This is a genomic window from Enterobacter sp. ENT03 (assembly GCF_019218745.1).
In the GTDB taxonomy this organism is placed as follows: Bacteria; Pseudomonadota; Gammaproteobacteria; order Enterobacterales; family Enterobacteriaceae; genus Enterobacter_D.
Genome location: NZ_JAHUXA010000014.1, coordinates 79,632 through 93,076, shown reverse-complemented (window position 1 = coordinate 93,076; position 13,445 = coordinate 79,632). Strand labels below are relative to the sequence as shown.

Sequence of the window (13,445 nt, the reverse complement as noted above, 5' to 3'; positions counted from 1 at the left end):
CGCGCTGTTTTACCGTAATCGCAAACAGGCGGCGGTAATTAACAGGAGCGAGAATGCAGGTTTTACATGTATGTTCTGAAATGTTCCCGCTGCTTAAGACGGGCGGTCTGGCAGATGTTCTTGGCGCGTTACCCGCGGCGCAAATCGCCGCTGGTGTAGATACACGTGTCCTTTTGCCTGCTTTTCCTGATATTCGACGGGGCATTACCGATGCACGAGTGGTGAGCCGGCGCGACACATTCGCCGGTCCATTCACTTTATTATTTGGTCACTATAACGGCGTGGGGATTTACCTGATCGATGCGCCGCACCTTTATGACCGCCCAGGGAGCCCGTATCACGATACCAATCTTTTTGCCTATACCGATAACGTGTTGCGCTTTGCGCTGCTGGGTTGGGTAGGTTGCGAAATGGCCTGTGGCCTCGATCCGTTCTGGCATCCTGACATCGTTCATGCCCATGACTGGCATGCGGGACTGGCACCGGCGTACCTTGCGGCGCGCGGTCGTCCGGCAAAATCGGTGTTTACTGTGCACAACCTGGCCTATCAAGGCATGTTTTATGCACAGCATATGGATGAAATCGAATTGCCATCATCATTTTTTAATGTTCATGGTGTCGAATTCAACGGTCAGATCTCGTTCCTGAAGGCCGGTTTGTACTACGCCGATCACATTACGGCGGTCAGCCCGACCTATGCGCGCGAGATCACCGAGCCGCAGTTTGGCTGCGGTATGGAAGGGCTGCTGCGTCAGCGACAACTGGAAGGGCGTCTTACCGGCATCCTGAACGGTGTTGATGAGAAAATATGGAGCCCGGACCACGATCTGCTTCTGGCATCGCGTTATGATCGCGACTCGCTGGAAGAGAAAGCTGAAAACAAACGCCAGCTTCAGGTGGCGATGGGTCTGAAGGTGAATGACAAAGTGCCGCTGTTTGCAGTGGTCAGTCGCCTCACCAGCCAGAAAGGGCTGGATCTGGTGCTGGAAGCCCTGCCGGGCTTGCTGGAACAGGGGGGACAACTGGCCCTGTTAGGTGCAGGCGATCCGGTATTGCAGGAAGGATTCCTGGCGGCAGCGGCAGAACATCCAGGCCAGGTGGGGGTGCAGATTGGCTATCACGAAGCCTTCTCACACCGCATTATGGGGGGCGCTGATGTGATTCTGGTGCCAAGTCGCTTTGAGCCGTGCGGGCTGACTCAGCTCTATGGCCTGAAATACGGCACGCTGCCGCTGGTACGTCGTACTGGCGGGCTGGCGGATACCGTATCAGACAGCTCACTGGAAAACCTGGCGGACGGCGTCGCCAGTGGATTTGTGTTTGAAGACAGCAATGCCTGGTCGCTGTTACGTGCGATAAGGCGTGCTTTCGTGTTGTGGTCTCGTCCGTCGCTGTGGCGTTTCGTGCAACGTCAGGCGATGGGTATGGATTTTAGCTGGCAGGTGGCGGCGCAGTCCTACCGGGATCTGTACAACCGGTTGAAATAATTTCCAGGAATCGCTCATATGAATGCACCTTTTACGTATGCATCACCCACGCTGAGCGTCGAGGCGCTCAAGCACTCGATCGCCTATAAGCTGATGTTCACCATCGGCAAGGATCCGGCCATCGCCAATAAACACGAATGGCTGAACGCCACGCTGTTCGCCGTGCGTGACCGCCTTGTTGAACGCTGGCTGCGCTCCAACCGCGCGCAGCTGTCGCAGGAAACCCGTCAGGTTTACTACCTGTCGATGGAATTTCTGATTGGTCGTACGCTCTCCAACGCCATGTTGTCATTAGGTATTTACGACGACGTTAAAAATGCCCTCGAAGAGATGGGGCTGGATCTGGAAGAGCTGATTGACGAAGAAAATGACCCCGGTTTAGGCAACGGCGGTCTGGGCCGTCTGGCGGCGTGCTTCCTCGATTCGCTGGCGACGCTTGCACTGCCGGGCCGTGGTTACGGTATCCGCTACGACTACGGCATGTTCAAACAAAACATCGTTGATGGCCGCCAGAAAGAGTCGCCGGACTACTGGCTGGAATACGGCAACCCGTGGGAATTCAAACGCCACAACACGCGCTATAAAGTGCGTTTCGGTGGCCGCGTACAGCTGGAAGGGAAAAAATCCCGCTGGCTGGAAACCGAAGAAATTCTGGCGGTGGCCTACGATCAGATCATCCCCGGCTACGACACGGACGCGACTAACACACTGCGTCTGTGGAACGCCCAGGCGAGTAGCGCGATTAACCTCGGTAAATTCAACCAGGGCGACTATTTTGCCGCCGTGGAAGATAAAAACCACTCGGAAAACGTCTCCCGTGTGCTCTATCCGGATGACTCGACCTATTCCGGGCGCGAGCTGCGCTTACGTCAGGAGTATTTCCTGGTGTCGGCGACGGTGCAGGACATTCTTAATCGCCACTACTTGCTGCACAAAACCTACGCCAACCTGGCGGATAAGATCGCCATTCACCTTAACGATACGCACCCGGTACTCGGTATTCCTGAGCTGATGCGCCTGTTGATGGATGAGCATAAATTCTCGTGGGATGATGCCTTTGAAGTGACCTGCCAGGTATTCTCTTACACCAACCACACGCTGATGAGCGAGGCGCTGGAAACCTGGCCTGTTGATATGCTGGGTAAAATCCTGCCGCGCCATTTACAGATCATCTTCGAAATTAACGATTACTTCCTGAAGACCGTGCAGGATCAGTACCCGGACGACACCGACCTGTTGAGCCGCGTGTCGATTATCGACGAGTCCAACGGCCGCCGTGTACGCATGGCGTGGCTGGCGGTGGTGGCAAGCCACAAAGTGAATGGCGTGTCCGAGCTGCACTCCAACCTGATGGTGCAGTCGCTGTTTGCCGATTTTGCGAAGATTTTCCCGACGCGCTTTACCAACGTCACCAACGGCGTCACGCCGCGCCGCTGGCTGGCGCTGGCGAACCCGCCGCTGTCTGAGGTGCTGGATGAAAACATTGGCCGCACCTGGCGCACCGATTTGAGTCAGTTGCAGGAGCTTGAACAGCACATTGATTTCCCGAGCGTCAACCAGGCGGTACGCCAGGCGAAGCTTGAGAATAAAAAGCGTCTGGCGATCATGATCGCCCAACAGCTGAATGTGGTGGTCAATCCGAAAGCGCTGTTTGACGTGCAAATCAAACGTATCCATGAATACAAACGTCAGCTGATGAACGTGCTGCATGTGATTGCGCGTTACAACCGCATCAAGGCCGATCCGGATGCTGACTGGGTGCCGCGTGTCAACATCTTCGCCGGTAAAGCCGCGTCGGCCTATTACATGGCGAAGCACATTATTCATCTCATCAATGACGTTGCCAAAGTGATCAACAACGATCCGCAGATTGGCGACAAACTGAAAGTGGTGTTTATCCCCAACTACAGCGTCAGTCTGGCGCAGATGATCATTCCGGCTGCCGATCTCTCTGAGCAGATTTCGCTGGCCGGAACGGAAGCCTCCGGCACCAGCAACATGAAATTCGCGCTGAACGGCGCGCTGACCATTGGTACGCTGGATGGGGCAAACGTCGAGATGCTGGATCACGTGGGCGAAGAGAATATCTTTATCTTCGGTAACACCGCCGATGAAGTGGAAGCACTGCGCCGTCAGGGTTACCAGCCGCGCGATTACGTCGAAAAAGATGATGAACTGCGTGAAGTGCTGACGCAGATCGCTACCGGCGTGTTCAGCCCTGAGGAGCCGGGCCGCTACCGCGATCTGGTGGATTCACTGATTAACTTCGGCGATCACTATCAGGTGCTGGCCGATTTCCGCAGCTATGTGGATTGTCAGGATCGCGTGGACGAACTGTATCGTCACCCGGAAGAGTGGACCACGAAAGCGATGCACAACATTGCGGAGATGGGCTATTTCTCCTCGGATCGCACGATCCAGGAGTATGCCGACAAAATCTGGCATATCGATCCGGTACGGCTGTAAATCGGTAAATCGGTAAACAACAAACGGGGCCATTCAGTGGCCCCGTTTTTTATTTGCAGACCCGGCAAACTTACGCCGCCGGGCAAACCGAACGTTCGGCTTATGACGCTAACGACAGCTCGCGTTTCGCGTGGCGCGTCAGCCACTGAGAAATGCGCGACTGCTGCTCGGCGTTCAGCCACATCCCCTGTTTCGTACGACGCCAGATCGCATCGTCCAGACGACGCACCCATTCATGCTCGACCAGATAACGCAATTCTGCTTCGTAAAACTCATGGCCAAAATCTTCACCCAGATCGGCCAGCGACGTCGCGCTGGCAAGGATCAGCTCGCTGTTGCTGCCGTAAGTGCGGGCATAATGACGCGCCATTTGCTCACTGATAAACGGATAGCGACGACGCAGTTTAGCCGCGTAATCGTCACGATCGCCCTGCAGATCGCCACCCGGTAGCACGCAGTTTTTGGTCCACGCCGGGCCGATGTCTTTATAGTACGTCGACAGTTTTTCCATCGCGTGCTCTGCCAGCTTACGGTAAGTAGTCAGCTTGCCGCCGAATACCGACAGCAGTGGCGCTTTACCGTTTTCGTCGTGAATATCCAGCGTGTAATCACGGGTAATAGCCTGCGGCGAATCGGATTCGTCATCGCACAGTGGACGCACGCCAGAGTAAGTCCAGACAATATCGTCGCGCGCCAGTTGCTTTTTGAAGTGCGCGTTATAGACCTTCAGCAGGTAGTTGATTTCGCTTTCGTCGATCTCAACGTTTTTCGGATCGCCCTGATATTCCACATCGGTGGTGCCAATGATGGAAAACTCATCCATCCATGGGATCACAAACACAATACGTTTATCTTCGTTTTGCAGGATGTAGGCCTGTTTCTGCGTATGGACGCGCGGCACAACGATGTGGCTACCTTTGATCAGGCGGATACCATAAGGTGACGGCAGCTCCATCCCTTCGTCGAAGAATTGTTTCACCCACGGGCCAGTCGCATTCACCAGACCGCGCGCCTGCCAGGTGTATTTCTCGCCGGTATCAATATCTTCGGCTTCCACTACCCACAGACCGTTAACACGTTTGGCGGAGGTGGCGCGGGTACGGGTCATCACTTCGCCGCCTTTGCGCACTACCATTTGCGCATTCGCCAGTACCATGCGCGCATCGTCCACCCAGCAGTCAGAATATTCGAAACCGCGCACGATTTCGGGTTTCATTACGGATTCTGCGCCAAAACGCAAACCGGTAGACGCGGGCAGACTGGTGCGTTTACCCAGATGATCGTACATAAACAGACCAATGCGGATCATCCATGCCGGGCGTAAATGCGGGCGGTGGGGCAGGCGGAAGCGCATCGGGAAAGCAATGTGCGGCGCCATTTTCAGCAGCACTTCACGTTCGGCCAGGGCTTCGCTCACCAGGCGGAACTCGTAGTGTTCAAGGTAGCGCAGGCCGCCGTGGATCAGTTTCGAACTCGCTGACGAGGTGGCGCAGGCGAGATCCTGCGCTTCCAGCATGAGCACAGATAACCCGCGCCCTGCGGCGTCTGCCGCGATACCGGCACCGTTGATGCCCCCGCCTATCACAATCAGATCTTTGGTTTCCATGTTCGCCTCATGCACTTTCGTAAAAGCTCAAAAATGTTCGTTATCGCTCATGATAGCAAAGGAATGGCGTATTGGTAACATCAAAAAAACAATTTAGAGTGATATGCATAACATAATGGCGTTTACCTGCCGTGAGGACGTAAACTTGTCGCTAAGATGTGGGGCCAGCGTACCCGCCAGAATCAGCACAACGAAAGAGAGCACCATGGATCAATTTGAATGTATTAATGTGGAAGAAACCCATCAGAAGCTGCAGCAAAAGCAGGCGGTGCTGGTGGATATTCGCGATCCGCAAAGCTTCGCCATGGGCCACACCCCCGGCGCGTTCCACCTGACGAACGATACGCTCAGCGCCTTTATGCAGGAAAACGATTACGATACGCCGGTAATGGTGATGTGCTATCACGGCAATAGCAGCAAAGGTGCGGCGCAATATCTGCTGCAACAGGGTTTTGATCAGGTCTACAGCGTGGATGGCGGGTTCGACGCCTGGCACCGCCATTTTCCTGGCGAGGTGGCGCACGGATCGCGTTAACCCTTTATACTGTCCTCTTTTATGTGGAATAAGTGCAGACAGCGATGTTGATGATCACCTCTTTTACCAACCCGCGTATCGCTCAGGCGTTTGTTGATTACATGCAAACGCAGGGCATCACCCTGACGCTTCAGCATCATGACAAAACCGACGTCTGGCTGGCGGATGAAAGCCAGGCCGGGCGCGTCCACGCAGAACTTGAACGTTTTCTGCAAAACCCCGGCGATCCGCGTTATCTGGCGGCAAGCTGGACGTCAGGCCAGACCAACAGCGGCCTGCACTATCAGCGTTATCCTTTTATGGCGACGCTGCGCCAGCGGGCCGGGCCGTTTACACTGGCGCTGGCGGCGGTCTGTATTCTGGTGTTTATCATCATGAACGTGGTGGGTGATCAGCCGGTGATGGTATGGCTGGCCTGGCCGTACGATCCCTCCCTGCGCTTTGACGTCTGGCGTTATTTCAGCCATGCGGTGATGCATTTTTCCGTGCTGCACATTCTTTTTAACCTGCTGTGGTGGTGGTTTCTCGGCGGCGCGGTGGAAAAGCGCCTCGGCAGCGGCAAGTTAATTGTTATCACCATTATCAGTGCTCTATTAAGCGGCTACGTGCAGCATAAATTCAGCGGTCCGTGGTTCGGCGGCTTGTCCGGCGTGGTCTACGCGCTGATGGGCTACGTCTGGCTGCGGGGCGAGCGCGATCCGCAAAGCGGGATTAATTTGCCACGCGGCTTGATAGCCTTTGCCTTAGTATGGTTAATTGCCGGTTGGTTTGATCTGTTTGGCATGTCCATCGCCAATGGTGCGCATGTCACCGGTCTGGTTGTCGGTCTCGCCATGGCGTTTGTGGATACGCAGAATGTGCGAAAACGAACATAAATTTTCTGGGATATTTCATGAAGCAGACACAACGCCACGATGCCATTATCGAGCTGGTTAAAAAGCAGGGGTACGTCAGTACCGAAGAGCTGGTGGAGCAGTTTTCCGTCAGCCCGCAGACCATCCGCCGCGATCTGAATGACCTTGCCGATCAGAATATGATCCTGCGTCATCACGGCGGCGCGGCGTTGCCGTCCAGCTCGGTGAATACCCCGTGGCACGATCGTAAAGCCACGCAAACCGCTGAAAAAGAACGCATTGCCCGCAAAGTAGCAAGCCAGATCCCTAACGGCGCGACGCTATTTATCGATATTGGCACCACGCCGGAAGCGGTGGCCCATGCATTACTGGAGCACAGTAATCTGCGGGTGGTGACTAACAATCTGAACGTCGCCAACACGCTTAAAACGAAAGAAGACTTTCGTATTATTCTCGCCGGGGGCGAATTGCGCAGCCGTGATGGCGGGATTATTGGCGAAGCGACGCTGGATTTTATCTCTCAATTCCGCCTGGATTTCGGCATTCTTGGGATCAGCGGCATCGACAGCGACGGCTCACTGCTGGAGTTTGATTACCATGAAGTGCGCACCAAACGGGCGATCATTGAAAACTCACGCCACGTGATGCTGGTGGTGGATCACTCGAAATTTGCCCGTAACGCGATGGTGAACATGGGCAGCATCAGCATGGTGAATGCGGTGTACACCGACGTGATGCCGCCCGCCGGTGTGTTGCAGGTCATCAAGGATCACAATATTCAGCTTGAGCTGTGCTAAGCAACGGGGTTTACACCCCGTATCCCATCATCTTCAATAACTGCTGGGCGTGCTGCACCGCATCCTGACGATGCGCCACGCCAAGCTTCTGATACAGATTGCGAATGTGCGTTTTGATGGTGGTGGCCGCCACGGCCAGCTCCCCGGCAATCTGCTCGTTGCTGTAGCCGGAATAGATTAATCCCAGTACCTGCCATTCCCGCTGGGTCAGGGGACTGGTGCGGATCAGCTCCGGTACTTCCGGGTGATTAAGCAGCCTTTCGACAAAACCTTCATCAAAATGCGCAAACTTGTGGCGATGATGCTGGTTAATGTCGCGAAGAATACGCTGGGCGCGATGTCCTTCCAGTTCCGGCAGGGCATTAAGCTGGATCAGCTGACGCAGCTGCTGCGCCATCGCTTCCCCTTCGATCACAAAGTGGCTGATAAAGCCGGTGCGGTTAGCCAGCGTCAGCGCTTCCATCAGCACCCGCTGCGCATCGCTTTTACGGCCCGCCTGCCAGTAGAGTTGGTTCAGCAGCAACAGGTTGCGGTTCAGATCGCTCATCAGCCGCAGACTGCGCGCGTTTTCGTTTAACTCCTCCAGCACCATTTCTGCCGGATCAAAATCCCCAAGCAGGATCTGCGCACGAGCAATGTTGCGCCACTGGCTTTGCAGGAAGTGGTTATCGGCGAATTCCGGTTTCGGCGTCTGACGCAGCCACTGGGCGGCGGCATTTTTGTCGCCAATCATCTGCCAGTAGATCACCCGCACTTTATCGGCGTTGGACACCCAGTCGCTGTGATACTGACCGTTGCCGAGCAGGTTTTCCAGGCGGTTGAGATGGCTGCGGGCATTATCCAGATCGCCACGCGCCAGTGAATTTTGCACCAGCAGCGCCAGGCACTGCATCTGCTGCTGCGGCTGGTAGGCGGCGAGTACGTTCAGCCCTTCGCGGGCGGCCGCTTCGGATTCATCGAGCCGCGCCCATGCCCACAGCAGCTGCGCGCGAATGCGCAGCAAAAACTCGTGCAGCGGTAACTGCTCCAGGTGCTGCTCGCGGATCAGCGTAAAGGCTTTTTCCTGCGTTTCCCACGCGGCCTGTAAAAAGCCCTGGGCAAACAAAATTTCACTTTGCTGGATCAGACTCCACAGCGCGTAATGCCAGACATCGTGGCGACGCGCCATCTGCTCAGTCTGCTGCATCACTGTTAACGAGTTAGACAGCTGTCCTTTGCAGTGCAGCACTTCACCGTGCACCGAGGTGGCAACAATGCGGCTGTAGTAGTTCGCCAGTGGCAACTCTTCCAGCGCCACCGTCGACAGGCGCTCGGCTTCGGCGGGATCGCCGGCGTTGATGGCCACCTGTGCGCGCAGGGCGTTGAAATCGCCATGCAGGGAGCGATCCATTTCCATGTCCATCTCCTGCTCGGCGCGGGCCAGCAGGGTATTCACTTCACTGTAGCGGTACTGGCTCTGCATCAGCCACGCCTGTAACAGCACCAGACGCGGATTCTCCAGCAGGCTTTCCCAGGGCAGCGCCTTGAGGGATTCTTCCAGCAGCGCCAGTTCGCTGTGGTTAAACAGCCCCCAGGCGTGATGGAGCAGAATGTCGCGCAGCATGCAGCCATCGCCCGCCGCCAGCGCGTGATGAATGGCTTCGCTGGGGAAACCCTGCGCCATCCAGCTTTCCGCCGCCGCGCGGTGGATCTCCGGCAGCTCGGTCGCCAGTTCCCACTGACAGCGCTGACGCAGGAAATTGCCGAACAGCGGGTGATAGCTGAACCATTCACCGGAATCATCCATCCGTTGCAGAAAAAGGCCCTGACGTTCGATCTCTTCCAGGCGCATCTGCCCGTTTTCTTCGCCCGTGACACGCACAATCAGCGCATCGTTCATTGAGCGCAGCAGGGAACTTTTCAGCAACAAATGGCGGGTACTGAGATCGATATTATCCAGCACCTCATCCACCAGATAATCGGACAGATGGCTGGCGTTGATCCCGGCGAGGCGGCGCGCCGACTGGTGCGCGGCATGGTTATTTTGACGGGCGGAGAGGGCAATAAGCTGGAGCGCGGTGGCCCAGCCGGCGACATCGTCGCACAGACGGCTGCTTTCCGCCGGTTCAATAGGCCATTCCAGGCGACAGTCAAAAAACAGCTTCGCTTCCTGATGGGTAAAGGCCAGATGCTGACTGCCGATTTCCAGCAGTTGATCGCGCACGCGCAGGTTGGCAATGCCCAGCTGCGGCAGATTACGCGACAGCACCACCAGCGTCAGGCATTCCGGCTGATGGCGCAGGAAAAAGCGCATGGCGTCGTGGATCACCGGGTTGGAGATCAGGTGGTAATCATCAATCACCAGATACAGCGGGCGGTCCCAGTCTGCCAGCTCGATAAATAACTGCGCAAACAGCGATGACAGGCTGGCGTACTGGCCTTTTTGAGCAATGGCTTCGCTGGTAACGCAGTGGCCGTGGGTGGCCTGTTGCACCGCCGCCATAAAATAATTGGCGAAGCGCTCCTGTTGGTTATCCCCTTCATCAAGGGAAAACCATCCGAGATCGCTTTTCCCTGCGGCCCATTGCGAAATAAGGGTCGTTTTTCCATAACCGGCAGGACTTGTCACCAGCGCCAGGCGAAAATTGTTGGCGCCCGCAAGTTTAGCCAGCAAACGGTCACGCACCACTGTGTGGTCAAGGCGAACCGGGCGACTTAATTTAGACGGAATCAACATAGTCATCACTTCACTGTGAGGTAACGGGAAAGGCGATTTTTTTTGCGCTTCGTAATTAATAAGGAATACGTTCGGCCAGAATGCCATGTATTGCAAGTTATGTCCGAATTTGACCGCGCTTAATTTGCACTGTGTCACAATTCCATAACCTTTATGAATAATAGCTCCGAAGGGTAGCCATGGCGCATCAGCACTGAATTGTCGATAAAGCGCGCAAATGAAAAAACAGGGTTTTTTATTCCATAAAGAAGAATAATTATTATGAAAAACGGTGTCAGGTTATGACTAAAAAAATAGCCGTGACAGTGATTAAAAATTCAGCAAAACAATATTTCCGCCGCATTGCTTTTTCATGGCTGACGTATTTTCTCTAAAACAACATTTCATTTTTTTGAGCCTGTTCTGATTAATCAGCACATTGCCCCGGCAAAATGCGCGAGGCAGGGACGCTAAGTGCTCAGGATCACATTTTTTGCTCATCCCCGCTGCTCCTCCCTTTCTAATCCCTGGCGGGATGAGGTAGTCGAAACGGGAGCCAGGCACACTAGCACTAATGTTGTTTTTTACTTACAGGACCCGAGTTTTCTATGTCACAGCCCACATTTAACAAAGCACAATTCGAAGCGGCCCTGGCCCGTCAGTGGCAGCGTTTTGGTCTGCAGGCCGCAGACGAGATGACCCGGCAGCAGTGGTGGCACGCGGTCAGCGGCGCGCTGGCGGAATTACTGCCGGTGCCAGCGAAAGCGCCGGCGAAAAATCAGCGCCACGTGAACTACATTTCAATGGAATTTCTGATTGGTCGCCTGACCGGGAACAACCTGCTCAACCTCGGCTGGTATCAGGAAGTCAGCGATGTGCTTACTTCTCATGACGTTAACCTGACGGATTTGCTCGAAGAAGAGATCGATCCGGCGCTGGGTAACGGTGGGCTGGGGCGTCTTGCCGCCTGTTTCCTGGATTCAATGGCGACGGTGGGGCAGGCGGCGACCGGCTATGGCCTGAATTACCAGTACGGCCTGTTCCGCCAGTCGTTTGCCGGTGGAAAACAGCAGGAAGCGCCGGACGACTGGCATCGCGGCAGCTATCCGTGGTTCCGTCACAATTCCGCGCTGGATGTGCAGGTCGGCATCGGCGGTAAAGTCAGCAAAGACGGCCACTGGACGCCAGCCTTTACGCTTATCGGCGAAGCCTGGGATCTGCCGGTGCTTGGCTATCGCAACAGCGTCGCGCAGCCGCTGCGCCTGTGGCAGGCAAAACATGCCCATCCGTTTGATTTAACCCGTTTTAACAACGGTGATTTTCTGCGTGCCGAGCAGCAGGGCATCGACGCGGAAAAACTGACGAAAGTGCTCTACCCGAACGACAACCATCTGGCGGGCAAAAAACTGCGCCTGATGCAGCAGTATTTCCAGTGCGCCTGTTCGGTGGCTGATATTCTGCGTCGCCATCACCTTGCCGGTCGCGCCATTGCGCAGTTGCCGGACTTCGAAGTGATCCAGTTAAACGACACGCACCCGACCATCGCCATTCCGGAACTGCTGCGCGTGCTGATCGACGAGCATCAGCTGAGCTGGGACGACGCCTGGGCGATCGCCAGCAAAACCTTTGCGTACACTAACCACACCCTGATGCCGGAAGCGCTGGAGTGCTGGGATGAGAAACTGGTGAAAGCCCTGCTGCCGCGCCACATGCAGATCATCAACACCATTAATAACCGCTTTAAAACCCTGGTGGATCAAACCTGGCCGGGCGACAAAGACGTTTGGGCGAAGCTGGCGGTGGTGCACAACAAACAGGTGCGCATGGCGAATATGTGCGTCGTGAGCGGCTTTGCTGTCAACGGCGTGGCGGCGCTGCACTCGGATCTGGTGGTTAAAGATCTGTTCCCGGAATATCACCAGCTGTGGCCGAACAAATTCCATAACGTCACCAACGGCATCACCCCGCGTCGCTGGATAAAACAGTGCAACCCGGCGCTGGCCGCGCTGCTCGACACCACGCTGAAAACCGAATGGGCCGACGATCTCGATAAGTTGCAAGGGCTGGAAAAATACGCCGATGACGCCGCGTTCCGCGCGCAGTACCGCGACATCAAACGGGCGAACAAAGTGCGTCTGGCGAGCTATGTGAAAGCGCGTACCGGCGTCGACATCAATCCGGAAGCGATTTTTGATATTCAGATCAAACGCCTGCACGAATACAAACGTCAGCACCTTAACCTGCTGCATATTCTGGCGCTGTACAAAGAGATCCGTGAAAACCCGGCTGCCGACCGCGTGCCGCGCGTCTTCCTGTTTGGTGCGAAAGCAGCACCAGGTTATTACCTGGCGAAAAACATCATCTTCGCCATCAATAAAGTGGCGGAAGCGGTGAATAACGATCCCCGCGTCGGCGACAAACTGAAAGTGGTGTTCCTGCCGGATTACTGCGTGTCAGCAGCAGAAATGCTGATCCCGGCGGCGGATGTTTCTGAGCAGATTTCTACGGCGGGCAAAGAGGCCTCCGGCACCGGCAACATGAAGCTGGCGCTCAACGGCGCGCTCACGGTCGGTACGCTGGATGGCGCTAATGTCGAAATTGCTGAGCAGGTTGGCGACGATAACATCTTTATCTTCGGCCATACTGTTGAACAGGTGAAGGCACTGAAAGCCAAAGGCTACGATCCGCTGAAGTGGCGGAAGAAAGACAAAGTGCTGGATGCGGTGCTCAAAGAGCTGGAAAGCGGCATCTACAGCGACGGCGATAAACATGCCTTTGATCAGATGCTGCACAGCATGGGCAAGCAGGGTGGCGATCCGTATCTGGTGATGGCCGACTTCACCGCCTATGTTGACGCGCAAAAACAAGTGGACGTCCTGTACCGCGATCAGGACGCCTGGACGCGAGCCGCCATTCTGAACACCGCCCGTTGCGGCATGTTCAGTTCGGATCGCTCCATCCGTGATTATCAGACTCGTATCTGGCAGGCCAAACGTTAAGGAAAG

General features: G+C 55.5%; 8 protein-coding genes. 6 read left to right on the top strand and 2 right to left on the bottom strand.

From position 1 onward, the window contains the following. The first annotated feature begins 53 nt into the window (after nucleotides 1-53). Together glgA and glgP are read left to right on the top strand one after the other, a co-directional pair. Nucleotides 54-1,487: a glycogen synthase GlgA gene (gene glgA, locus KW828_RS16720; RefSeq protein ID WP_218337454.1), complete on the top strand. Its 1,434-nt coding sequence runs from the start codon at nucleotides 54-56 to the stop codon at nucleotides 1,485-1,487. A gap of 18 nt (nucleotides 1,488-1,505) precedes the next feature. Beyond that, nucleotides 1,506-3,953, top strand: a complete 2,448-nt coding sequence (gene glgP, locus KW828_RS16715; RefSeq protein WP_218337453.1) for a glycogen phosphorylase — start codon at nucleotides 1,506-1,508, stop codon at nucleotides 3,951-3,953. Between the two features lie 100 nt (nucleotides 3,954-4,053). On the opposite strand, the gene glpD is transcribed toward glgP, so the two are convergent. Beyond that, nucleotides 4,054-5,559 carry a glycerol-3-phosphate dehydrogenase gene (glpD, locus tag KW828_RS16710; RefSeq protein WP_218337452.1) on the bottom strand — a complete coding sequence of 502 codons (1,506 nt, stop codon included), beginning with the start codon at nucleotides 5,557-5,559 and terminating at the stop codon, nucleotides 4,054-4,056. A gap of 205 nt (nucleotides 5,560-5,764) precedes the next feature. Between glpD and glpE the strand changes: the two genes are divergently transcribed. From glpE to KW828_RS16695, 3 genes are read left to right on the top strand one after another with little or no spacing between them, the layout of a single operon-like run. Continuing rightward, nucleotides 5,765-6,094 carry a thiosulfate sulfurtransferase GlpE gene (gene glpE, locus KW828_RS16705; protein WP_218337451.1) on the top strand — a complete coding sequence of 110 codons (330 nt, stop codon included), beginning with the start codon at nucleotides 5,765-5,767 and terminating at the stop codon, nucleotides 6,092-6,094. A gap of 44 nt (nucleotides 6,095-6,138) precedes the next feature. Further along, entirely contained in the window at nucleotides 6,139-6,969 is an 831-nt protein-coding gene (gene glpG, locus KW828_RS16700) for a rhomboid family intramembrane serine protease GlpG (protein ID WP_218337469.1), read from the top strand. Nucleotides 6,970-6,986: 17 nt separating this feature from the next. Next, entirely contained in the window at nucleotides 6,987-7,745 is a 759-nt protein-coding gene (locus KW828_RS16695; RefSeq protein ID WP_218337450.1) for a DeoR/GlpR family transcriptional regulator, read from the top strand. A gap of 10 nt (nucleotides 7,746-7,755) precedes the next feature. Here the strand turns inward: KW828_RS16695 and malT are convergent, their stop codons facing one another. Beyond that, complete coding sequence (gene malT, locus KW828_RS16690) at nucleotides 7,756-10,461, bottom strand: HTH-type transcriptional regulator MalT (RefSeq protein ID WP_218337449.1); 2,706 nt, start codon at nucleotides 10,459-10,461, stop codon at nucleotides 7,756-7,758. A gap of 587 nt (nucleotides 10,462-11,048) precedes the next feature. On the opposite strand from malT, the gene malP reads away from it, so the two are divergent. Beyond that, entirely contained in the window at nucleotides 11,049-13,439 is a 2,391-nt protein-coding gene (gene malP, locus KW828_RS16685; RefSeq protein WP_218337448.1) for a maltodextrin phosphorylase, read from the top strand. The last annotated feature ends 6 nt before the right edge of the window (nucleotides 13,440-13,445 follow it).